This is a genomic window from Alteromonas halophila (assembly GCF_014651815.1).
GTDB lineage: Bacteria > Pseudomonadota > Gammaproteobacteria > Enterobacterales > Alteromonadaceae > Alteromonas > Alteromonas halophila.
This window is the reverse complement of sequence record NZ_BMXP01000004.1, coordinates 93,028-114,881: the sequence shown is the minus strand read 5'-3', so window position 1 is coordinate 114,881 and position 21,854 is coordinate 93,028. Positions and strand designations below refer to the sequence as shown.

Annotated in this window: 20 protein-coding genes and 5 tRNA genes; 17 read left to right on the top strand and 8 right to left on the bottom strand. The window is 50.1% G+C overall.

The annotated features are described in order from the left end of the window. Positions 1 to 7: 7 nt before the first annotated feature. The 3 genes from IE054_RS10140 to tsaA all read right to left on the bottom strand — a co-directional run bounded on the left by IE054_RS10140 (position 8) and on the right by tsaA (position 3,395). A complete protein-coding gene (locus IE054_RS10140) occupies positions 8 to 847 on the bottom strand; it encodes an MBL fold metallo-hydrolase (protein WP_189406055.1) in 840 nt (279 codons plus the stop codon). 53 nt (positions 848 to 900) lie between these two features. After that, positions 901 to 2,595, bottom strand: coding sequence for a proline--tRNA ligase (locus IE054_RS10135; RefSeq protein ID WP_189406053.1), 1,695 nt, complete (start codon positions 2,593 to 2,595; stop codon positions 901 to 903). An 80-nt stretch (positions 2,596 to 2,675) separates the two neighbouring features. Beyond that, a complete protein-coding gene (gene tsaA / locus IE054_RS10130) occupies positions 2,676 to 3,395 on the bottom strand; it encodes a tRNA (N6-threonylcarbamoyladenosine(37)-N6)-methyltransferase TrmO (protein ID WP_189406051.1) in 720 nt (239 codons plus the stop codon). A 333-nt stretch (positions 3,396 to 3,728) separates the two neighbouring features. On the opposite strand from tsaA, the gene IE054_RS10125 reads away from it, so the two are divergent. From IE054_RS10125 to IE054_RS10105, 5 genes are all read left to right on the top strand, one after another. Then, positions 3,729 to 4,667, top strand: coding sequence for an ABC transporter ATP-binding protein (locus IE054_RS10125; RefSeq protein ID WP_189406049.1), 939 nt, complete (start codon positions 3,729 to 3,731; stop codon positions 4,665 to 4,667). Then, complete coding sequence (locus tag IE054_RS10120) at positions 4,667 to 5,398, top strand: ABC transporter permease subunit (protein WP_189406048.1); 732 nt, start codon at positions 4,667 to 4,669, stop codon at positions 5,396 to 5,398. The genes IE054_RS10125 and IE054_RS10120 overlap by 1 nt, the downstream gene beginning before the upstream one ends. A gap of 1 nt (position 5,399) precedes the next feature. After that, entirely contained in the window at positions 5,400 to 7,235 is a 1,836-nt protein-coding gene (locus tag IE054_RS10115; protein ID WP_189406045.1) for a GldG family protein, read from the top strand. Next, entirely contained in the window at positions 7,232 to 8,233 is a 1,002-nt protein-coding gene (locus IE054_RS10110; RefSeq protein WP_189406043.1) for a DUF4340 domain-containing protein, read from the top strand. Before IE054_RS10115 ends, IE054_RS10110 begins: the two co-directional genes overlap by 4 nt. 143 nt (positions 8,234 to 8,376) lie before the next feature. Further along, on the top strand, positions 8,377 to 8,634 hold the full coding sequence (locus IE054_RS10105; RefSeq protein WP_189406041.1) for a hypothetical protein: 258 nt from the start codon (positions 8,377 to 8,379) through the stop codon (positions 8,632 to 8,634). Between the two features lie 33 nt (positions 8,635 to 8,667). Here the strand turns inward: IE054_RS10105 and IE054_RS10100 are convergent, their stop codons facing one another. Together IE054_RS10100 and folD are read right to left on the bottom strand one after the other, a co-directional pair. Beyond that, complete coding sequence (locus tag IE054_RS10100; RefSeq protein WP_189406039.1) at positions 8,668 to 9,216, bottom strand: DUF1415 domain-containing protein; 549 nt, start codon at positions 9,214 to 9,216, stop codon at positions 8,668 to 8,670. Then, positions 9,213 to 10,067, bottom strand: coding sequence for a bifunctional methylenetetrahydrofolate dehydrogenase/methenyltetrahydrofolate cyclohydrolase FolD (gene folD / locus IE054_RS10095; RefSeq protein ID WP_189406037.1), 855 nt, complete (start codon positions 10,065 to 10,067; stop codon positions 9,213 to 9,215). Before folD ends, IE054_RS10100 begins: the two co-directional genes overlap by 4 nt. A gap of 364 nt (positions 10,068 to 10,431) precedes the next feature. Here folD and IE054_RS10090 point away from each other — a divergent pair. The 11 genes from IE054_RS10090 (at position 10,432) to IE054_RS10040 (ending at position 19,971) form a co-directional block, all read left to right on the top strand. Further along, positions 10,432 to 10,508: transfer RNA gene (locus IE054_RS10090), tRNA-Pro, on the top strand. Between the two features lie 25 nt (positions 10,509 to 10,533). Then, positions 10,534 to 10,610 (top strand) — tRNA-Arg (locus IE054_RS10085). Positions 10,611 to 10,705: 95 nt separating this feature from the next. Then, positions 10,706 to 10,781, top strand: a tRNA-His gene (locus IE054_RS10080). Between the two features lie 6 nt (positions 10,782 to 10,787). Then, positions 10,788 to 10,872 (top strand) — tRNA-Leu (locus IE054_RS10075). Between the two features lie 24 nt (positions 10,873 to 10,896). Beyond that, positions 10,897 to 10,973, top strand: a tRNA-Pro gene (locus tag IE054_RS10070). Between the two features lie 323 nt (positions 10,974 to 11,296). Beyond that, complete coding sequence (gene tig, locus IE054_RS10065) at positions 11,297 to 12,601, top strand: trigger factor (RefSeq protein ID WP_189406035.1); 1,305 nt, start codon at positions 11,297 to 11,299, stop codon at positions 12,599 to 12,601. Between the two features lie 98 nt (positions 12,602 to 12,699). Beyond that, the gene (clpP, locus tag IE054_RS10060; protein ID WP_189406033.1) at positions 12,700 to 13,329 is read left to right on the top strand and encodes an ATP-dependent Clp endopeptidase proteolytic subunit ClpP; all 630 of its coding nucleotides are present in this window, start codon (positions 12,700 to 12,702) and stop codon (positions 13,327 to 13,329) included. Between the two features lie 80 nt (positions 13,330 to 13,409). Further along, positions 13,410 to 14,684 (top strand): ATP-dependent protease ATP-binding subunit ClpX, encoded by a 1,275-nt coding sequence (gene clpX / locus IE054_RS10055; RefSeq protein ID WP_189406031.1) that lies wholly within the window; start codon positions 13,410 to 13,412, stop codon positions 14,682 to 14,684. A 180-nt stretch (positions 14,685 to 14,864) separates the two neighbouring features. Then, positions 14,865 to 17,219 (top strand): endopeptidase La, encoded by a 2,355-nt coding sequence (gene lon, locus IE054_RS10050; RefSeq protein ID WP_189406028.1) that lies wholly within the window; start codon positions 14,865 to 14,867, stop codon positions 17,217 to 17,219. 315 nt (positions 17,220 to 17,534) lie between these two features. Then, positions 17,535 to 17,807, top strand: a complete 273-nt coding sequence (gene hupB, locus IE054_RS10045; RefSeq protein WP_189406026.1) for a nucleoid-associated protein HU-beta — start codon at positions 17,535 to 17,537, stop codon at positions 17,805 to 17,807. A 271-nt stretch (positions 17,808 to 18,078) separates the two neighbouring features. Beyond that, the gene (locus IE054_RS10040; protein WP_189406024.1) at positions 18,079 to 19,971 is read left to right on the top strand and encodes a SurA N-terminal domain-containing protein; all 1,893 of its coding nucleotides are present in this window, start codon (positions 18,079 to 18,081) and stop codon (positions 19,969 to 19,971) included. A 114-nt stretch (positions 19,972 to 20,085) separates the two neighbouring features. Here IE054_RS10040 and IE054_RS10035 read toward each other — a convergent pair whose 3' ends face one another. Beyond that, positions 20,086 to 20,256: a hypothetical protein gene (locus IE054_RS10035; protein ID WP_189406021.1), complete on the bottom strand. Its 171-nt coding sequence runs from the start codon at positions 20,254 to 20,256 to the stop codon at positions 20,086 to 20,088. Between the two features lie 238 nt (positions 20,257 to 20,494). Here IE054_RS10035 and IE054_RS10030 point away from each other — a divergent pair, with 238 nt between their 5' ends. Further along, positions 20,495 to 20,803: a hypothetical protein gene (locus IE054_RS10030; protein ID WP_189406019.1), complete on the top strand. Its 309-nt coding sequence runs from the start codon at positions 20,495 to 20,497 to the stop codon at positions 20,801 to 20,803. Positions 20,804 to 20,864: 61 nt separating this feature from the next. On the opposite strand, the gene IE054_RS10025 is transcribed toward IE054_RS10030, so the two are convergent. Together IE054_RS10025 and IE054_RS10020 are read right to left on the bottom strand one after the other, a co-directional pair. Next, positions 20,865 to 21,119, bottom strand: a complete 255-nt coding sequence (locus IE054_RS10025; RefSeq protein WP_189406017.1) for a hypothetical protein — start codon at positions 21,117 to 21,119, stop codon at positions 20,865 to 20,867. 159 nt (positions 21,120 to 21,278) lie between these two features. Beyond that, on the bottom strand, positions 21,279 to 21,830 hold the full coding sequence (locus IE054_RS10020) for an MYXO-CTERM sorting domain-containing protein (protein WP_189406015.1): 552 nt from the start codon (positions 21,828 to 21,830) through the stop codon (positions 21,279 to 21,281). Between the last annotated feature and the right edge of the window lie 24 nt (positions 21,831 to 21,854).

Below are 21,854 nucleotides of genomic sequence, written 5' to 3'. Positions count from 1 at the left end.
ATAAAGGTTAAAGCGCGACAGTCTGACCTTCTGCCGCGGCAAACAATGAAACCGACGACTCGACGGCATGAATGTACTGATTGCAATGCGTGACCACGTTATCGATGTCGGTATCGGTGCGCTCAGGATCGTGGCTGTACAAGGCCAGACGTTGTGTATTGCCGGCCATGGCCAGTTTTACGGCTTCTTCAGCGACAGAGTGTCCCCAGCCAGATTTGGCCGGCATATCCGAAGTCATGTACTGAGCATCGTGTATAAGCAGGTCTGCATTGCCCACGAAATTAGCAAAAGTCTGAAAATCAGTTTCTTTTTGATAGGGTGGGTAGAGCTCATTATCGGTAACATAAGCCAGTTTTACGCCGTTCTCTTCAATCACATAGGCACTGCCTCTACCCGGATGATTCATAGGCAGTCGTCGAATAGTAGCGCTATTGATAGTCCAGGTATTAACGTCAGGCGGCTTGATGTCGAGGTTTATCTCAGAGACCAGCGCATCCGATGGCACCGGGAATACCGACCCCTGCATTTGTTTTAATATCTGATCGTATTCCGGCAAATTGGTTTGCCCGGGATAGATGGTAATAGGGCGGCCTTGCTGGTATATCGGAGCAAAAAACGGGAAGCCCTGAATATGATCCCAGTGATTGTGGGTCAGCAACAGGTGAATGGGCGTGTCGGTATGACGCAGTTTGTTCCCCAGCAACCGGATACCAGTGCCTGCGTCCAGAATAATATCGGTACCGTCGTTTAACTTCACATGTACACAGGCAGTATTGCCGCCATAGCGCACAAACGCCTCGCCGGGTGTCGGAATTGAGCCTCTTACGCCGTAAAAGGTGACCTGCATGCCTTGCCTCCGTGTTTAAAGGCGCCAGCGAATCCCTGCTGGCGCCTGCCCGATTACACTTGCTGGACGAATGCCGCGACGGCCTCTACATCCAGTAGTTGTTTTTCGCCACTACGACGATTCTTATACTCTACCTGCTGATTGTCCAGATTTCGCTCTCCCACCACAATACTGTGAGGTATGCCAATTAATTCCATGTCATTAAACATCACACCCGGGCGCTCTTTACGATCATCGAACAGCACTTCAATGCCAAGCTCTGTGAGCTGTGCATAGATTGCCTCGGCCGCATCTTTGATGCGCTGCGACTTATGCATGTTCATAGGAATAAGTGCGACTTTGAAAGGCGCAATAGGATCTGGCCAGATCACACCAAATTTATCGTGGTTCTGTTCAATCGCTGCGGCTACGATACGTGAGACGCCGATGCCATAGCAGCCCATGGTCAGGGTTTCGTGCTTGCCCGACTCATTCAGTACGCCGCAATTCATGGCTTTGGAATACTTATCACCCAGCTGGAAAATATGGCCAACTTCAATGCCGCGTTTTATGGTCAGTTCACCATCGCCGTCTGGCGACGGATCGCCAGCCTGCGCATTGCGGATATCAACCGAGGTAATTGCCTGAGGCCAGTTAGCGTTGATTTGAACCGAATTGACTTCACCACCGCCACAGACAAAGTCTGCGAGTGCTGCCGCACTGTGATCTACAATGACCGGTAACGGACAATCCAGCGGATTGACAAAGTTAAGGGGCATGCCAAGTATTTCCGCTGCGGCGTCATCACTGGCAATCTGCAGCGGTAGCGCGACGTTGTCCAGCTTTTCAGCCTTGACCTGGTTAAGGGTATGATCACGGCGTAATACCAGCACAGCGTGGCCTTTTTCACCCTGATCGTCTTCGGTGCTGACCACAACGAGTTTCACCGCACGGTCATGGGCAATACCTTCGCTTTCGCAAACCGCCTCGACACCGCCCGCGTTACTCACAAAAGAAGAGGCTGTGCCTGATGGCTGCTGTGGCGCTGGTGCTGGCACCGCAGCCATTTCCACATTCGCTGCAAAATTGCCGCCACTGGAAAAAGCGATAGCGTCTTCACCTGAATCTGCCAGCACGTGAAACTCGTGAGATACGCTGCCACCGATAGCGCCGGAGTCGGCGATAACGGCACGAAACTCAAGGCCCATGCGTTCAAACATACGGGTGTAGGCGTCATACATTTTCTGATAAGTGCTACCCAGACAATCGTCGGTCAAATGAAAGCTGTAGGCATCTTTCATGGTGAACTCACGTCCGCGCATGACACCAAAACGAGGTCTGACTTCGTCTCTGAATTTGGTTTGCACCTGATACAGGTTGACAGGCAGCTGTTTATAGCTGTTGATTTCATTGCGAACCAGCGAGGTGATTACCTCTTCGTGGGTCGGACCCAGAACGAAGTCGCGCTTGTGACGATCTTTTACCCGGAGCAATTCCGGACCGTACTCGTCCCAGCGACCCGACTCTTCCCACAAGTCGGCAGGTTGCACTACCGGCATCAACACTTCGACACCACCGGCACGATCCATTTCTTCACGAACGATGGCGGCGACCTTATTGAGTACTTTCAGCCCGGTCGGCAGCCAGGTGTAAAGGCCTGATGCCAGTTTACGGATCATGCCTGCGCGCAGCATCAGCTGGTGACTGACGATTTCTGCTTCGGCCGGGGTTTCTTTTTGTGTCGATAACAGGTACTGACTGGTTCGCATCAGAACACTTCTTCCTTTTCGTTGTCGTTAGACGCGGTATTCTAGCAGTTTGTCCGTGACCATAAAAAGCGAAAAGTCGCTTATTCCTTAAAGGGACTGATGGACTGGACACAGACTTTTTTGCTGCTTACCTGCCAGTGCACATCAATATCGTACAGGGCCACATGATACAGACGCTCATCATCGTCCAGCTTCTGACGGTAGGCAGGCCGTGGATCCTGTGCCAGCACACCGGTCAGCAATGCAATAAAGTCAGGGTATCTGGCTTGTACGTCTTTTAGTTGCAGCCACACCGCATCGCAAAACGAGACGTCGCGCTGGTGAGAGGGATGCGCAGGCGTCAGCGTATCCGTCGCTTCTGATTGCGCATCGGCGTAGGGAATATAAGGCTTAATATCCAGAATGGGCGTGTCACAGAGTAAATCCACGCCACCCACGTTCAGTGTCAGAGTACCGCCGGACTGTTTCCAGCCCAGATTACGGACCACAGACATGCCGACGGGGTTAGGGCGGTGAGTACTGCGACTGGCAAACACACCGAGTGTGGCATTGCCTCCCAGCCTGGGCATTTTAACCGCAGGCTTCCAGCCGCGCGCCTGGGTCTGATGAAAAACAAACAGCAGCCACAGGTGGCTGAAGTTATCCAGTCCTTTGAAGACTGCTGGTGCATGAATGTCTTCGCGAAGCGTAATTTGTCCCCGGGCATCGACCAGATTTGGCTGTCGCGGTATCGCAAATTTTTGCCGGTAAGGCGTGGTAATGGTTCCGATAGGGTCAAAGGAGACGGACGCCTGGCGCATGTTTACTTTCTCTTGGCTGGGTTACAACATTGTGCGTCCCTTATACCCCAGTGATGATGCCGACTCAAGACACCCACAGCGCCACCGTGTTGTCTAACCCGTGATCAACGTCTGCGAATGATGCGTAACGCTTATACCAGTCACAGTGGGTATGAATTGCTACCGGAGAAGATGTGACGATCCGTTGCCGGCATTTTACCGGTTAAAAAATTGAGTGAAGATTACGGGTGCTAGATTTTTGACACTGTGTCAAACTATCAACAGTACGCTTATACAAACAGAACACTGGGTCAGCAAAGGCTCATCAGGGAATACAGTTGTAGCAGGATTCAAATGATTGCAGTTAAAAATCTCACCCGGCAGTTTGGTCACCTTACCGCTGTCGATGCTGTCAGTTTTGATATTCATCCCGGCGACGTCGTGGGGTTTCTCGGTCCGAATGGGGCCGGCAAATCAACGACCATGAAAATGCTGACCGGTTTTCTGACACCGACATCTGGCTCAATCGTCATTGATGAACACACAATAGGTGACGAGTCACTGGCAATAAAAAGCAAGATTGGCTATTTACCCGAAGGTGCCCCTGCCTATGGGGATATGACTGTGTTTCAGTTCCTCGACTTTATTGCCAGTGCCCGAAAACTCAAGGGCGCGTATAAAAAAGAAAGACTCAAAGCCGTGATTGGCGATTTGTCGCTGGAGTCAGTTCTAAACCGTCATATTGATAATCTGTCGAAGGGCTTTAAACGTCGTGTAGGGCTTGCTCAGGCTCTGGTGCATGATCCAAAAATTCTCATTCTTGATGAGCCTACAGACGGGCTGGATCCTAACCAGAAACATCAGGTCAGAAACCTTATCAAGGCCCTGGCAAAAGATAAGATTGTCATTATCTCTACCCATATTCTTGAAGAGGTGACGGCGGTGTGTAACCGAGTGATGGTGATTGCGAAGGGCAAAATCCGGTTCAATGGCACGCCCAAAGCCTTCCAGCAGCAGTCGCGGTATTATCAGGCAGTGACACTTAGCCTGAGTTATGCCGCCGATATATCCGGCCTTGCTGAACTAGACGGTGTCGCTGAAATGGAGATTGATAAGGCGACGGGGAATGTGACACTGTTTCCGGAACCAGGGCATCTCATCCTGAACGCCGTCGCCGAACACATTCAGCTACGGCGCCTGCCGGTAGATGAGCTGCATGTGGAAACCGGCCGGCTGGATGACGTGTTCCGTCAGATAACGTGTGATGAAGACGGCGAAGGAGAAGCGGCGTAATGTCAGTATGGGTAATCGGCAAACGCGAGTTTGCAAGCTTCTTTTCAACGCCGGTGGCATATGTCTTCGTGGCTGTTTTTCTGGTACTGAGCGGCATCCTGACCTTCTTTTTTGGTGACTTTTACGAGCGGGGACAAGCAGATCTGTTGCCCTTTTTTAATGTAAACCCCTGGTTATATCTGTTTCTGGTACCTGCTATTGCCATGCGCAGCTGGGCTGAAGAGCGTAAAACCGGTACTGTTGAGTTACTGATGACATTGCCCGTTAGTCTGGGACAGGTGGTACTGGCTAAATTTCTGGCAGCCTGGTCGGTACTGGGGCTTACACTCATGCTTACGTTCCCGCTGTGGCTGACCGCTGCGTATCTGGGCAATCCAGACCATGGCATCATCGTCGCTGCGTACATTGGTAGCTGGCTGATGGGCGGTGCCTTTCTGGCGATAGGCATGTGTATGTCCGCACTGACAAAAAACCAGGTGGTAGCGTTTATTCTGGCTATTCTGGTGAGCTTTCTGTTTGTCGTAAGCGGCACGGCGATGGTGCTGGATGCGTTTGAGCCCTGGGCCAATAGCCTGATAATCGATACCATCGCCTCGCTAAGTTTTTTAACGCATTTTTCAGCTATGGCCAAAGGTGTGCTGGCGCTTAATGATGTTGTCTTTTTTATCCTGGTGATCGCGACGGGGCTGTATGCCAGTCTGGTGATCATTGAACAGAAGAAGGCTGAGTAACATGCGTAAAGCCTTATCATTACTAAGTATTCTGCTACTGGCCGTGCTGTTCGTGAGTACGGTACTTATCAACAATGAAACCCTGAACCGGTTCCGTGTGGATTTAACAGAGCGCAAGGTGTATTCGCTGTCTGAGGGCACACAAGAAGTGCTCAGTGACATCAACGAGCCTGTTAACCTGTACTATTTCTTTTCCGAAACGGCCACGAAAGGAATGCCAGGGCTTCGCCATTATGCGTCAAGGGTAGAAAGTCTGTTGGAGGAATACGAAAAACGGGCCAGAGGCAAAATACGACTGCACAAGGTTGACCCCGTCGCCTTTTCAGAAGCAGAGGACAAAGCCGCAGAGTTTGGACTCACTGCGGCCAGCATGGGCAAAATGGGGGAAGCAGTCTACTTTGGTCTGGCAGGGACCAATACGCTGGACGATCAGGCAAGTATTGCCTTCTTCGATCCGCAAAAAGAACAGTTCCTTGAATACGATATCAGTAAACTGATTTACCAACTGAGCAGTCCCGAGCCGGTGTCAGTGGCAGTGGTGACCGATCTCCCTGTTGCGGGTGGTCGGGCGCCGGCGACCGGACCTTATGCGTCAGGCATGGTATTTTTTGAGCAACTGTCACAGCTTTTCGATGTACAAGTCATATCACCTCAGGCCGATATGATACCGGATAACACAGATGTGCTGGTCCTCATACATCCTAAAGAACTCAGCGAAGGGATGGACTATGCCATTGACCAGTTTGCCATGAGCCAGGGCCGGATCCTGGCGTTTCTTGACCCTTACTATGAGTCGTCGGGCATGATGCCATCCGGCCAGCCCCAGGCATCGGCATTCCCTGCGCTATTTCGCCAGCTTGGAATAGAGATACAGGGCGTAGTACTGGATCCGGCTCTGGGACTGGATGTGCGGGACCAGAGTGCGGGGGTTGTTAAACACCTTGGGATCCTGGGGCTTGGTCAACAAGAGCTTAACAGTGACGAGATCGTCACTGCGAATCTGGAAGTGATAAATGGTGCGTCTCTGGGCGCTATCTCTTTATCTTCTGACAGCCCGCTGACAATGCAATCTCTGGCGCGCTCCTCCGCCAATGCGTCGCTCGCTGATGCACAAGAGGTAGCGGCAACAGCCTCGGTACAGGATCTGTCTCAGTTTCTTACCGAGGATGTCCAGTCTTATACATTGATGGCCAGCCTCAGTGGGCCGGTGACCTCTGCTTTTTCTGAGGCGCCAGTGGAAGGGCCGCGCCATCAGGCCAGCGGCGATGACGCCCGTATTATGGTAGTGAGTGATGCCGATATGCTTGCCGACCATCTATGGGTACAGCAAAGTAACTTTTTTGGCGAGTCAGTCTATACGCCTTTCGCGAATAACGGTGATCTCATTATTAATGCGATAGAAAGCCTGGCCGGTAGCCGCGCCCTGACACGTATTCGAAGCCGGGGCGAGTTTTCACGGCCATTTACCCGGGTTCAGGCACTGGAAGCGAAAGCGCAGGCTACGTTCAGAGAACGCGAAGCGCAGCTGCAACAGGAGCTGGAAGAGATTGAAGCCCGGCTTAGCCAGTTACAGCACCAGCAGGGGCAGAGCACGGCGCTGGCCCGTACAGCCGAGCAGCAAAAAATTCTCGACAGCTTCATTGATAAACGTGCAAATGTAAGACAGTCCTTACGGGACATACGTTATCAGCTGGACCGTGATATTGATGCGTTAGGCTACTGGCTTAAGCTTATTAATATTGTGCTGGCCCCGCTGGTACTGGTATTTGTATTGTTCCTGATGTCCCGGTTGTTAAGAAAGCGGGCAGGTAAAGCATACCGGGGGGATCAGGCATGAACTGGCGCATTTTTATTCTTGCATTGCTGACCGTGGCCAGCGCCAGTGCTGCCTACTATTTATTGTCCTCCAGGCCGCAACTGGACCAGCCACAGTCAGCACCAGTGTTACGTGGGCTGACTGAGGATGCCGCAACAATCTCAGAAGTCAGGGTTTCTGACGCTCAAGGGATCCGTTTTAGTGCCCGGCTCGTCAAAGACCAATGGCAGGCCACGCACCTTGACAGTGATGCGACCTTTCCGGTTAACCAGACGCGACTGCGAGATCTGGTCGAGAAGCTGACTCAGGCACGGATAGCAGAACGTAAAACCAGCAATCAGGCCTATTATGACCGGCTTGGTGTTGGTGACATTGACAATGCAGAAAGTGCCAGTGTCAGGGTGACACTGATGACAGCCACCACGCGCTATTCGTTGATTGTGGGCAAGGCATCTGAGCATGGTCAGGGTCAGTTTGTTCGCGAACGAGGGGCACCGCAGGTGCTGCTGACCGATACAGTAATCCCGCTGCCGAGAACCACTACCGACTGGCTTCGTCAGGACATTGTGCCGTTTACAGCCGATGAGATCACTCAAATCAGCATTGATAACGGCGAGGAGAACGTCATGCTCCTGAATCGTGCTGATGACCAACAGTGGATCTGGGCCCAGCGGCCTGAAGAACGCGAACTGCGTTATCCTTCAGTGCTGACCGATACCGTACTTAATATGGTCGCCATTAATTTTGAATCGGTAATGGTATTTCGGCCTGACCACTTCAAAAATAAATCCGATCTTACCACTATCACCTTTATGCTTTCTGACGGCAGGCAGATTGAAGCCTGGCTTTCGGGTGCTGATGACAATGGTAATCATCAGTTAAGACTGCTTGCAGACAATGCTTCGTGGCTGAGCAACTGGGTCTTTACGCTGGCGCCTTACCAGGCTGAAGCACTCACCCCCCATGCGGACACACTGCTTAAGTCTGTGCCCGCTGAGCCTGAAGCGACCGATGGTTAAGTCGTGTCGGTGAGTACAAAGCGAATAAAGTTGTATTTTTCATAGCGACCGCTCAACATCGAACAGCTATGCACCGGAACAGAGCTGTACACAGGTGGTGTTTTTTAAAACCTGATCGATAGATCGTGTAAACGCTGCGCGACATGACAAGCTTAACGGGCGGCTACGGTATTCGCCCGTTAAATCAAGACTGTCGAGGCACATTTATGCACCCTAAACGCACCCCCATTTCATTTCATGCTGCAGCCCTGACTTTTCTGCCCTGCTATTTAGTGGCAATGCATCACTTTGAACAGGTCTTTCCAATGACATTCGGGCGGGCCAGTATGCTAACGCTGTTTTATCTGCTGGTCCTTATTCCGCTTTATCTGTATTTACGCAGGCCAGAGACACCCCCCTGAGCGGCGATAGACGTATTCGCATCTTGCTTAGCGTTACTGCTTACGGATTTGCTTCAACTGTTTGTCAAAATGGGCTTTGCCGAGCCGGTTGGCGGTGGCGATGTTGGCTTCAAATATGGTGTGCGGCTCGCCATAGTCAGCCAGCGCACGTTCAATATCGGCTTCACGCAGTAAATGCAGCGTGGGATAGGGCGCGCGATTAGTGTAGTTTTCAGCATCATCAGGTTGGGTGTCTTCAAACTGATACTCGGGATGAAAACTGGCCAGCTGGTACACGCCTTCCAGTTCAAGGTGTTGCAACAGTCCGTTGGCCGCATCCAGTATATCCAGAAAGACATCGAAGCTGGCAAAATCATTGTGCGACAGCATCAGCAACGTGGTGGCCGTGTCAGGATTATCATTGAGATACAGGCACTCACCGGCAAGAGTAGTAAGCACCGCTTCTGCATCGCCGTTACACACGCGGTAGCGGATTTGCCCGGGGTCGCGCACGAATCGCGCGAACGGGCAGAAGTTGTGACCTATTACAATCTCGTCCAGCCATTGCTGTGTGGCAGTAATAATGGGGTTGTCTTCAGTCACGAGTGATACTTTACGTAGGCTTCAAGGGTATTTTCGATAAGACTGGCTACGGTCATAGGGCCGACGCCTCCGGGAACCGGCGTGATCCAGCCGGCGCGCGCTTTGGCTGATTCAAATTCAACATCGCCCACCAGAGAGCCGTCAGCCTGGCGGTTAATGCCCACATCAATGACGATAGCGCCGGGTTTGATCCAGTCGCCGGGAATAAAGTTATCCTTGCCAACCGCAACGACCAGTAAGTCAGCCCGTCCGACATGGGTACGCAGGTCGTGTGTGAATTTGTGGCAGGTGGTCACTGTACAGCCCGCCAGCAGCAATTCGAGGTTCATTGGGCGGCCAACGATATTCGAGGCGCCCACAATCACTGCATCCAGTCCTTTAACAGGGCGCTTGGTTGACTCAATCATGGTCATGATGCCTTTTGGGGTGCAGGGACGCAGCGCCGGAATACGTTGTGCCAGTCGGCCTATATTATAAGGGTGGAAGCCATCAACATCTTTGTGCGGATCAATGCGTTCGAGTACCTTCTCGGCGTTAAGACCGGCAGGCAGTGGTAGTTGTACCAGTATGCCGTCTATCTCACTGTCATTATTCAGATCGTCAATCAGTGACAGCAGAGTGTCCTGCGAGGTATCTGCGGATAAGTCAAATGAACGGGAAACAAACCCAACTTCTTCGCACGCTTTGCGCTTGTTGGAGACATACACTTGCGATGCGGCGTCACTGCCGACCAGTACCACGGCCAGACCGGGCGGGCGTTTACCGGAGGCTTTAAGTGAATCAACATAGGAGGCGACATGTTGTCTAACCTGGCGCGCAATCAGTTTTCCGTCAATAAGGTGGGCTGTCATGGTCTCACGTCTTTTTGGCTGTATGAAATTACGCAATATTGTTTCATAAAAGGTGTCAGGGCTACCAGCATTTGATAAACGCAGTTTGCCCATTATGGAAGGTTCGAATGAGTCTGTCGCCGCAAAGGCACACAGCTAAGTGCCTGGTCAAGGTTGTCTTTTGCGGGCCTAACGGGTTAAGTCAAAAAAGGCCTGCGCGTATATGTGTCCGGATTCGCCAGATTGTCTAAAATTTAATTCAGTTGCATGCTTTATGAGCGGTCAGTCATTTGGCTTAAAAAAGTGTTTGACGAGGTAGGGGGATGTGGGTACTATGCGCACCCCGTAACGGCGAGGAAATTCGCGGTTACAGCAAGTAAAAAGTCGGTGAGTGGCGCAGTTTGGTAGCGCACTTGGTTTGGGTCCAAGGGGTCGCAGGTTCAAATCCTGTCTCACCGACCACTTTTTGCAGGCATCGATTCGCCGGGCGTCCGTAGCTCAGCTGGATAGAGCAACGGCCTTCTAAGCCGTGGGTCGCAGGTTCGAATCCTGCCGGACGCGCCAGTCGGTGGTTCGGTCACACTGCAAAAAGTAAACGTCGTCATGGTAGCATCGAAGTGGTAAACTTAGCGATGTTATCCCGACACAGCACCTCTATGGTGGGCGTAGCTCAGTTGGTAGAGCCCCGGATTGTGATTCCGGTTGTCGTGGGTTCAAGTCCCATCGTCCACCCCATTTTCTGCGGAAGTGGTGGAATTGGTAGACACGCTGGATTTAGGTTCCAGTGCTTCACGGCGTGAGAGTTCAAGTCTCTCCTTCCGCACCATCGTTTCCAAAAAATCGTAGACATCGGTGAGTGGCGCAGTTTGGTAGCGCACTTGGTTTGGGTCCAAGGGGTCGCAGGTTCAAATCCTGTCTCACCGACCATTTCTTACTTTTTTACTTTCTCTAATCTCACGTATTTGCAGTTGTAGTGCGACTATACGGGACATTCCCTGCTATCTTCGTTTTACCTCTCGACTCAGACCGGGCTGGGCTGTATACTACCGCGTCTTTTTTAACATGAAGTGATTAAGTCACGGTCACCAGAACATGGATAACGCCGTACTTAACCATGATTTTATCGGTCGGTAATACTGTATTGCCGCGTTGAGATAACGACCCTGATCCTGACATCAATAGCCAGCATTGGCGAAGGGCGGGGGATTGAGAACAACGCGTCCAGATAGACGCAAAGTTGAGGTAGAATAATGCAAGTTTCAGTCGAGACGACCCAGGGTTTAGAACGCCGTCTTACTATCACTGTGCCCGCTGATTCAGTGGATACAGCCGTTAAATCACGTCTGCAACAGCTGGCCAAAACCCAGCGTATTAATGGTTTCCGCCCAGGCAAGGTACCAGTCAGCGTTATTAAAAAGCGCTTTGGTCAGGCCGTTCGTCAGGAAGTGGCGGGCGACGTGATGCAACAAAACTTCTATCAGGCGGTGATGCAGGAAAAAATTCAGCCTGCTGGTATGCCGAAATTTGAACTGACCAAAGATCAGGATGGCGAAGATCTGCAGTTCGTTGCGTCTTTTGAAGTCTACCCAGAGGTAGAAGTGAAAGGCGTTGACGAGATGGAAATTGAAAAGCCGGTTGTTGAGATCAAAGACGAAGATCTGGACAGCATGATGGAAACCCTGCAAAAGCAGCATGCCACGTGGAAAGAAGTGAAGCGCAAAGCAAAGAAAGATGACCGTATGGTGATTGACTTTGTTGGCAGCATCGATGGAGAAGAGTTCGACGGCGGTAAGGCAGAAGACTTTACCCTTGAGCTTGGCCAGGGTCGCATGATCCCAGGCTTTGAAAAGCCATTAGTGGGCGCCAAAGCTGGTGAGGATGTGACAGTAGAAGTGACGTTCCCTGAAGATTATCACGCAGAAGCCCTGAAAGGGAAAGATGCGGTCTTCCAGGTACACGTTAAGAAAGTGGAAGGTCAGCAACTGCCAAAAGTCGATGACGAGTTTGCAACACTGTTTGGTGTACAGGAAGGCGGTGTTGACGCACTGCGTGATGAAGTACGCAAAAACATGCAGCGTGAGCTGGATCAGACTCTGAAATCGCAGGTTAAAGAGAATGTGATTTCTGAGCTGGTTGAGAAAAACGAAATCGATCTGCCTCAGTCGCTGATCGATCAGGAAATCAATGCGCTGCGTGAACAGGCTAAGCAACGTTTTGCCCAGCAGGGGGGTGGTGACAACTTGCCAGAACTGCCGGCTGACCTGTTCCAGGACAACGCCAAGCGTCGCGTGACGATCGGCTTGCTGTTAGGTGAAATCATCAAGCAGAATGAACTGGAAGCAGATGAGAAGAAAGTTCAGGAAATGATCGAAACGCAAGCGTCAGCGTACGAAGATCCTCAGGAAGTCATTGACTATTACAAGACCAATCAGGAGCTGATGCAGCAGATGCAAAACGTTGCACTGGAAGAGCAGGCAATTGAATGGGTTCTTGACCAGGCGAAGGTTAAAGAAGTCAATAAAGGTTTTGATGAGGTTATGAACAAACAGGCGTAAATTTTTACTGTCTGATTGACTTAACCTGTCACCTTACGCTTAAATGCTCGGAGCCTTCCGAGCATTTTTGTTTTAAGCTAAAAGTAATCAAGGTAGCTATGACTAATACCCCGATCGATCCAATGAATGCCCTGGTCCCGATGGTTGTTGAACAAACATCGAAGGGTGAGCGCTCTTACGATATATATTCACGTTTGTTAAAAGAAAACGTGATTTTCCTGGTAGGGCCGGTGGAAGACCACATGGCAAACCTGATTGTGGCACAGCTGTTATTTTTGGAAGCTGAGAATCCGGAAAAGGATATTTTCCTGTATATTAACTCGCCAGGTGGTTCCGTGTCGGCGGGTATGGCCATTTATGACACCATGAACTTTATCAAGCCTGATGTGAGCACGGTGTGTGTAGGTCAGGCTGCCAGTATGGGCGCATTTTTGCTGTCAGGTGGTACCAAAGGTAAGCGTTTCTGTCTGCCAAACTCCCGAGTGATGATTCATCAGCCTCTCGGTGGTTTTCAGGGCCAGGCCTCAGATTTTGAAATTCATGCTAAAGAAATCCTGTCTGTTAAAGAGAAGCTGAACCGTTTGCTGGCTCAACATACCGGGCAGGACTACGAGACAGTGGCGCGCGATACAGATCGTGATAATTTCTTAACCGCAACTGATGCGAAGGAATACGGTCTGATCGATGAGGTTTTGACAAATCGCTCTGACGCAGCTACGACAAAGTAGTATAGTGAGACGAGAGAGACAGCCGGGCCGGGTGAAACGCTTCATTCGGCAGAACTCCGGGCGATGCAGAGGCAATTGAAATGAGTGATAAACACAGCGGTGACGGAGACAATAAGCTGCTTTACTGTTCTTTTTGTGGTAAGAGCCAGCATGAAGTCAGAAAGCTGATAGCGGGTCCGTCAGTATTTATCTGCGATGAATGTGTCGAACTTTGTAACGACATTATTCGAGAAGAAATTAAGGAAATTGCGCCCAAACAGAAAAAGGACGCACTTCCTAAGCCTGTAGAGATCCACGAGCACCTGGATGATTACGTCATTGGTCAGGATCATGCAAAGCGCGTATTGTCTGTAGCGGTTTATAACCACTACAAACGTCTTCGTAATGGCGACACGCATGAAGGCGTGGAGTTAGGCAAAAGTAATATCCTGCTTATCGGCCCCACAGGTAGTGGTAAGACGTTGCTCGCGGAAACCCTGGCACGCTTCCTTGATGTTCCGTTTACCATGGCCGATGCCACCACGCTGACCGAGGCCGGTTATGTGGGCGAGGATGTAGAAAACATCATTCAGAAGCTGCTGCAAAAATGCGACTACGACGTTGAAAAGGCGCAGCGCGGTATTGTTTATATTGACGAAATCGATAAAATTTCGCGCAAGTCAGATAATCCGTCCATTACCCGCGACGTGAGCGGAGAAGGTGTTCAGCAGGCGCTCTTGAAACTTATCGAAGGGACTGTCGCATCCGTACCACCACAGGGCGGACGTAAGCATCCTCAGCAGGAATTTTTGCAGGTTGATACCTCTAAGATTCTGTTTATCTGCGGTGGTGCGTTTGCAGGTCTTGAGAAGGTGATTGAACAGCGCGCGCAAACCGGCAGTGGTATTGGCTTCGGTGCCAAAGTGAAGTCAACAGAAAACACCCTGGCGGCCAGTGAGCTGTTCCGCAAGGTTGAACCGGAAGACCTGGTCAAATACGGGCTAATCCCGGAATTTATCGGTCGTCTGCCGGTCGTCACGAGCCTTGAAGAACTCGATGATGACGCACTGATTCAAATCCTGCGGGAACCGAAAAATGCTATCACCAAGCAATATGCGGCGCTGTTTGCTTTAGAAGATGCAGAGCTTGAGTTTCGTGACGATGCCCTGCAGGCGATTGCCCGCAAGGCGCAGCAGCGCAAAACCGGTGCCCGTGGTCTGCGGTCTATCGTAGAAGAAGTGCTGCTCGACACCATGTATGACTTGCCCTCGATGGACAATGTCAGCAAAGTCGTGATTGATGAAACGGTGATCCGGGGCGAATCCAAGCCCATTCTCATCTACCATAACGATGAGAAAAAAGCGGCATCGGAGTAAATGATTTTAAAAAGGCCTTCGGGCCTTTTTTTGTGCCTCAATTAACAGTTGCCATTCGCTGTAAAATCTAACATCGTAATATAAAGTACATTTTCCCATGCATTCTGGTCGTGAGTGATTTGAACTTTGACTTCGCATCCCCATATAAAACAGCATTGCAAATAACAATAGAGAACACGTATGACAGTTGAGCGTGAAAATCGCATAGAAATTCCCGTCCTCGCGTTACGGGACGTTGTAGTGTACCCGCATATGGTCATACCGCTGTTTGTCGGACGAGAGAAGTCTATTCGTTGCCTTGAGGCCGCGATGGAAAACGACAAGCAGATATTTCTGGTCGCGCAGAAAGATGCAGGTGTGGACGAACCTGAGGCCGATGACATCTATAGTGTCGGTACCATTGCAACAATATTGCAGTTACTTAAACTACCGGACGGCACTGTCAAAGTGCTGGTGGAAGGTAATGTCCGTGGCGAGATTGACCGTTATACCCAGTCTGAACCCTATTTCACTGCTGATATTGGTCGGGTTGAAGATGAGTCGTTACCTGAAAGTGAACAGGAAGTGCTCATTCGTTCGGCGGTGTCGCAATTCGAGGGGTACGTAAAGCTAAACAAAAAAATTCCACCGGAAGTGCTGACGTCATTAAATGGTATTGAGGATGCCGCGCGTCTGGCAGATACCATGGCCGCACATATGCCGTTAAAGCTGACTGAAAAGCAAAAAGTGCTGGAAATGGAAGGCGTTAACGAACGCCTTGAGTATCTGATGGCGCTAATGGAAGGGGAAATTGATCTGCTGCAGGTGGAAAAGAAAATCCGCACCCGCGTGAAAAAGCAGATGGAAAAAAGCCAGCGTGAATATTATCTCAACGAGCAGATGAAGGCGATTCAGAAAGAGCTTGGCGAGATGGACGACGCGCCGGATGAATTTGAAGCGCTGGCCAAGAAAATCAGCGATGCCAAAATGCCGAAAGAGGCAGAGGATAAAGCTAACGCTGAACTACAGAAGCTTAAAATGATGTCACCTATGTCGGCTGAAGCTACCGTGCTGCGCAGTTACATTGAGTGGCTGACCAGTGTGCCGTGGAAAAAGCGTTCACCGGTAAAGAAAGATCTGGCTCGGGCAGAGCGTGTGCTCAATGAAGACCACTACGGACTGGAAAAAGTTAAAGAGCGCATTCTGGAGTACCTGGCAGTTCAACAGCGCGTGAAAAAATTAAAAGGGCCCATTTTGTGTCTGGTGGGGCCGCCCGGTGTGGGTAAAACATCGCTTGGGCAGTCTGTCGCGAAAGCAACTGGCCGAAAATATGTTCGCATGGCGTTAGGTGGCGTACGCGATGAAGCCGAGATTCGCGGGCATCGTCGCACCTATATTGGCTCCTTGCCAGGCAAGCTTATTCAGAAAATGGCCAAAGTTGAAGTCAAAAACCCGTTATTCCTGCTGGATGAAATCGATAAGATGTCCGCAGATATGCGTGGTGACCCGGCGTCGGCACTGCTTGAAGTGCTCGACCCAGAGCAAAACAACAGCTTTAGTGATCACTATCTGGAGGTCGATTATGACCTTTCCGATGTGATGTTTGTAGCCACATCCAACAGCATGAACATCCCAGGTCCATTGCTTGATCGCATGGAAGTCATTCGGTTGTCAGGTTATACCGAAGACGAAAAGCTCAACATTGCTACCAAACACTTGATCAGCAAGCAAATGGAGCGAAACGGCCTTAAATCCAAAGAGTTGGAAATCACTGAGTCTGCCATTATTGGCATTATTCGGTACTACACCCGTGAGGCCGGTGTGCGTAACTTAGAGCGTGAAATCTCTAAAGTGTGCCGTAAAGCTGTGAAAGATATTCTGCTGAGTAAGAGTAAAGATAAAGTGGTGGTGACGCAGGACAACCTGAAAGACTATTTAGGTGTGCAGCGTCATGATTACGGCAAGGCCGATAAGGATAATCAGATTGGGCAGGTAACCGGACTGGCATGGACCCAGGTCGGCGGAGACCTACTGACCATCGAAACGACAGCCGTACCCGGTAAAGGTAAAATGACCTCGACCGGTTCGCTCGGCGATGTGATGCAGGAGTCGATTAAGGCGGCTATGACGGTGGTCAGAAGCCGCGCTGATAAGCTGCGCATCAACGATGATTTTTACGAAAAACGTGATATTCACGTCCATGTGCCTGAAGGAGCAACACCAAAAGATGGCCCAAGTGCAGGTATTGCCATGTGCACGGCTCTGGTTTCGTCGCTGACAGGAAATCCGGTTCGTTGTGAAGTTGCCATGACCGGTGAAATTACACTGCGTGGTGAGGTACTGGCCATTGGTGGATTGAAGGAAAAACTGCTGGCTGCGCATCGCGGTGGTATTACTACCGTGGTGATACCCAGTGAAAATGAGCGTGATCTGGAAGAAATTCCGGATAACGTGAAAAAAGATCTCGATATACATCCGGTTAAATGGATTGACGAAGTGTTAGATATTGCACTACAGGAACCCGTAGAAAAGTTCAAAGTTGAACAACGGGCCTGAATAATCGATCTGGAAAAAGGCTACACCGCCTGATTTACAAGGGGTGTAGCTTTTTTTTTGTCAAAGTTGATTAAAAAGTAGCCGCTAATGCTGCAATCCGCCTCTTTTTTTTAAAATAGGGCTTTCAAGTCTCAGAACTTGTGTTACCTTTATTGAGTACTCGCTTGAAGCCTTGTCACAAAAGGGATAGCAGCGATTCATTAAAAGTTAATTAATTGTAAACTCAGCTTGATGTTCAACACCAAGCTTGTTATAACGTTCGGACATTATTGTCTTGGACAGACAGTATAATAACAATCGAAGGGGATCATAATCGTGAACAAGTCTCAACTCATCGACCAAATCGCTGCTGGTGCAGACATTTCTAAAGCGGCTGCTGGCCGAGCGCTAGACGCTTTCACCGACTCAGTAACTAACGCGCTGAAAGACGGCGACCAAGTTGCTCTGGTTGGTTTCGGCACTTTCGCAGTTCGTGAACGTTCAGCACGCAGCGGTCGCAATCCGCAAACTGGTGAGACTATTCAAATTTCTGCGGCTAAAGTACCTTCTTTCAAAGCTGGTAAAGCCCTGAAAGACGCTTGTAACTAAGCAGCACCTTTTAGTGAAAAAGGCGATGGCAGTGCCATCGCCTTTTTTATTTGTGCCAGCGACGATAAGTTTCGCTATGAATATGCGCACAACAGTGCCTGACATCCGACACTGAACGTCTGATCTGGCACCGATAGTCGGGTTAAAAATTCACACATTCTAATGCGCTTACGCTATAATCTCGCGGTATTTTCCACGGGCTTGTCTCGCCATACCTTCAGGTGAACAGCAGCCGGGAACAGGTAGTAAGCAACGGAGTTTAATTGTAATCATGCTAGAAAGAATCAGAGAAGGTTCTCAGGGCCCATGGGCAATGGCGATCATCGCGCTGATTGTCCTGAGTTTCGTATTCGCCGGTGTAGGAAGTTATCTGACATCTTCAGGATCTACCGCAGCAGCAACGGTAAACGGAGAAGAAATCAGTGCTCAGGAGCTTGAGCGGGCTTATCAAAACCAGCGTGGCAGAATGGAATCGCAGTACGGCGAGAGCATTTCGCAATTGTTTGCCAGCGAAGAATATATGCGCGATTTTCGCCGTAATGTGCTTGATCGGTTAATAGGCGAGAAGCTGGTCCAGCAAAAAGCTGAAGAACTGGGTCTGCGGGTCAGCGATGAGCAAATCCGCGATGCTATCGTTAATATGCAGGAATTTCAGTATAACGGTGAATTCGATAACGAGCGCTTTAAAACAATTTTGCGTCAGAACGGGTTTCAGGTTACTGATTTCCGTGATTACCTGAGAACACAGATGACTCAGAGTCAGCTTGCAGCTGCGCTGAGTAACTCAGAATTTACCCTGCCTTCGGAACTAAAACGCGCCAACGCCTTGCAGCAGCAAAGCCGCGATGCCCGTTATCTTACGGTGGAAGCGCAGCCGTTTACCGATAACGTATCGTTAAGCGATGACGAAATTCAGTCGTACTATGACGCGAATATAGCCTCATTCGATACCCAGGAAAAAGTGCAGGTTGAATTTGTCTTGCTTGATGCCAATGACCTCACCGATGATGTTTCGGTTACTGATGAGGAAATAGAGACTTATTATCAGAATAACCAAAATGCCTACCGGACCGACGAAGAGCGTCGGGTGTCACATATCCTGATAGAAGCTGGTGACGATGAAGCAGCGGCGCAGGATGAGGCGCAAGCACTGCTTGAAGAGATTAAAGGTGGTGCAGACTTCGCCGAACTGGCTGAAACCTCATCAGATGATACATTTTCTGCTGAAAACGGCGGTGATTTAGAATTTATCACCCGCGATATGATGGATCCGGCTTTTGATGAAGCGGCGTTTGCGCTTGAAAACGTGGGCGATGTATCAGAGGTTGTCGAAACAGAATTTGGTTTCCACATCATCAAGCTAACCGATATCAAACCCGAACAGGTTACCAGCCTTGACGATGTGCGAGGTGATATCCGCGAGACCCTGGCCAAAGACAAGGCACTGGATACATTCTACGAAATGCAGAACACCATGGCTGAGCTGGCCTTTGAGGTGCCGGATACACTGGACGATGTTGCATCTGCAATTGGCGCAGAAGTAAACAGTACTGAGCTGTTCACCCGCGAGAGTGCGCCTGCACCATTAGATACGCAGGCAGCCGTTGATGTTGCGTTTTCTGATGAGCTGATCCAGGACAGACTGAACAGTGATGTGATCGAGCTGGGTGATGAGTCGGTTGTTGTGATGCGTGTTGCCAGGCATGAGCCTCAGCGCACGAAGCAGCTTGATGAAGTGAAAAGTGATATCAGCACAATGCTGAAAGCACAGAAAGCGCAAAATGCGGCCCTGGATTGGGCGCAACAACTGGTTGCAGACATGACAAATGGAGAGTCAGTTGAAGCCAGGCTCGAGGAAAAAGGGCTTGAATGGCAAACTGCAGAGCAGGTAACCCGTAATGGTGGCAGCCTGCCGCGTAATATGGTCGACACGCTCTTTGTGTTGTCTAGCGAGCAAGGACAGAATGTTGACGTCACCAAGACAGTGTCAGGCGATGCAGCTGTTGTTGAGTTGCTGGCAATCAATGCAGCGCCAGCACTTGAAGGGGAGCAGGCCACCGCATTTCGTCAGCGTTTGACCACGATGACAGGGCAACAGATGTATCAGCAGTATGTTGAAGCTCTGCGTGAGCAAGCGGAAATTACGGTAAGCGAAAACCTGTAAATATACGACTGATTTCATTAAAGCCCGCAATGATGCGGGCTTTTTTATTTGCCCGCGCCGGGCTGGCGCGTAGCGCATTGGCACCATCGTGGACCTTAAGGGGCAGTGTCCCCGTCAATGCGTGACAAACAGCATGAGCGAGTAAAACGCTGCGATCACCAATGACAAGACCAGAATATAAGCGAAGCCTTGCTTACCCTGCGCGATACTGTATCCCTGAAGCTTGAGGTAACCGAACCACAGTAAACTCAGTATTAAAGGAATAAGAACGATAATTTTAATCACACGATGCCCTTGTTCAATTTCGGTGCCAGTTACAGCACGCTTACCGAAGTGTGTATAAATGACAACAGTCTGACACTTTTACCTGCCATACCTACGCACTGCATTATCGCAAAGATTAACGAATTGTCATTAAAACAGTAGGTTAACTTTTTAATGTTATCAAGGTACGGGACTTGCACAACAACGTTTTTACCTGATGTCAGCGACGTCACAATCACCTTATTGTTGGAGCGGGATTATGAACAGCAAGAAAGGTCTTCTTGCAGTACTACTGGTAGCATTTTTAGGCGTACCGTCGACAGCGTTGAGTTTTGCAGAACGAGGGCACCAGGCAAGCTGGGCGCAACAGGAAGTGGCAGGGGAGTTACCTGAAAACTGGCGTACGATGCTGGTGATTGGCAAACCGATGGAGCAACTGCTATTCGAACGTGCCGAGCTTGTGTACCAGGATACAGAACAACGCATTGTGACACTGCGCCTTGCCGAGGTGCTGGTGCATGTACGTAAGCAGGATAAGCACGTTATAAAGGTCACCAGTCAGCTTTAGCAGGCGGCCGTACTCAATATCATCGCCAGCGAGTGGGACGCGAAATGACAATGATCGCTGATTAGTAAACGTTCCCCTCCTTTTTTCCCTGCCCTTCGCTTAGCAGGTTTATATTATCCAGCTTGATCAGCATGCCGGCCTGACTGGTGCTGGCGCGGTCGGTCACTTTTGTCGCTGTGACCTCAAGTCTGGTTCCGTCCACCCTGTATGCGATTGGCAGGTTTATCGGCTCGTAGCGCGTCCCGTCATTATCAACTAACACGTATACGGCATTGTCAATGGTGTGTGGTCTGACTTCGGCAGTGAATGACAGCATGTCGGCGTCTCCGTTATTAGAGCAGGCGAGAAGGAGTGGAGATGTGCATAGCAGCGTTGCCAGTAAAACAGTTCGTAACGTGCCTAACATAAAAAATTGTCCTGCAACAGATATTAAAAAGCCCGGCGAACCGGGCTTTTTTCGTAGTGGTCTTTTATATTAGATCAGACGTCTGCGGCGCACAAATACTGCAGAAAGCGCCAGTACCAGTAAGCCCATTGTGGCGGGGGCTGAAACCACCGAAGCCTGACCCAGCGTGATGGTGTAGAAATCTACAAAACCACCATTGCTAACCTGGAATATATCCAGAAAACCTGAGCCGAAGAACGCGTCGTAGTCCATCTGATAAGCCCACGTCAATGAACCGAAACCCACATCATTGGTGTCCAGATTCAAAAACTGGATCCCCGCAAACAGGTTGTTGGTATCAATTTCTACATCTGCAAAAATAATATCCAGCTCATCGCCCCACGAGTACAGGTCGCCTAACTCAAAGTTGACCACGCGAACGTCATCGCCGAACCCGCTGCTGGCGAACCCGGTATTGTACAGGTTGTCGTTCATTTTTACGGTAATCGAACCTAGTCTGTCACCAGTAAAAAGATCAAGAACATCCTGTGTAATAAGGGTCGCATTTGCACCAAACGAGGTAGATAACAATATTGTCAGACCCACAAACGCTCTGATAAAAGGTGTTGTTAAAGACTTCATAATTTACTTCCTACTTTTTTATTT

Bases quoted from the DNA above. Each gene is read 5' to 3' on its own strand.
- lon (WP_189406028.1), top strand. From the start codon at position 14,865: ATGACAGTTGAGCGTGAAAATCGCATAGAAATTCCCGTCCTCGCGTTA.
- IE054_RS10135 (WP_189406053.1), bottom strand. From the start codon at position 2,595: ATGCGAACCAGTCAGTACCTGTTATCGACACAAAAAGAAACCCCGGCC.
- IE054_RS10105 (WP_189406041.1), top strand. From the start codon at position 8,377: ATGACAAGCTTAACGGGCGGCTACGGTATTCGCCCGTTAAATCAAGAC.
- IE054_RS10030 (WP_189406019.1), top strand. From the start codon at position 20,495: ATGAACAGCAAGAAAGGTCTTCTTGCAGTACTACTGGTAGCATTTTTA.
- IE054_RS10125 (WP_189406049.1), top strand. From the start codon at position 3,729: ATGATTGCAGTTAAAAATCTCACCCGGCAGTTTGGTCACCTTACCGCT.
- clpP (WP_189406033.1), top strand. From the start codon at position 12,700: ATGACTAATACCCCGATCGATCCAATGAATGCCCTGGTCCCGATGGTT.
- tig (WP_189406035.1), top strand. From the start codon at position 11,297: ATGCAAGTTTCAGTCGAGACGACCCAGGGTTTAGAACGCCGTCTTACT.
- IE054_RS10140 (WP_189406055.1), bottom strand. From the start codon at position 847: ATGCAGGTCACCTTTTACGGCGTAAGAGGCTCAATTCCGACACCCGGC.
- IE054_RS10115 (WP_189406045.1), top strand. From the start codon at position 5,400: ATGCGTAAAGCCTTATCATTACTAAGTATTCTGCTACTGGCCGTGCTG.
- folD (WP_189406037.1), bottom strand. From the start codon at position 10,067: ATGACAGCCCACCTTATTGACGGAAAACTGATTGCGCGCCAGGTTAGA.
- IE054_RS10025 (WP_189406017.1), bottom strand. From the start codon at position 21,119: ATGCTGTCATTCACTGCCGAAGTCAGACCACACACCATTGACAATGCC.
- IE054_RS10040 (WP_189406024.1), top strand. From the start codon at position 18,079: ATGCTAGAAAGAATCAGAGAAGGTTCTCAGGGCCCATGGGCAATGGCG.
- clpX (WP_189406031.1), top strand. From the start codon at position 13,410: ATGAGTGATAAACACAGCGGTGACGGAGACAATAAGCTGCTTTACTGT.
- IE054_RS10020 (WP_189406015.1), bottom strand. From the start codon at position 21,830: ATGAAGTCTTTAACAACACCTTTTATCAGAGCGTTTGTGGGTCTGACA.
- tsaA (WP_189406051.1), bottom strand. From the start codon at position 3,395: ATGCGCCAGGCGTCCGTCTCCTTTGACCCTATCGGAACCATTACCACG.
- IE054_RS10110 (WP_189406043.1), top strand. From the start codon at position 7,232: ATGAACTGGCGCATTTTTATTCTTGCATTGCTGACCGTGGCCAGCGCC.
- IE054_RS10120 (WP_189406048.1), top strand. From the start codon at position 4,667: ATGTCAGTATGGGTAATCGGCAAACGCGAGTTTGCAAGCTTCTTTTCA.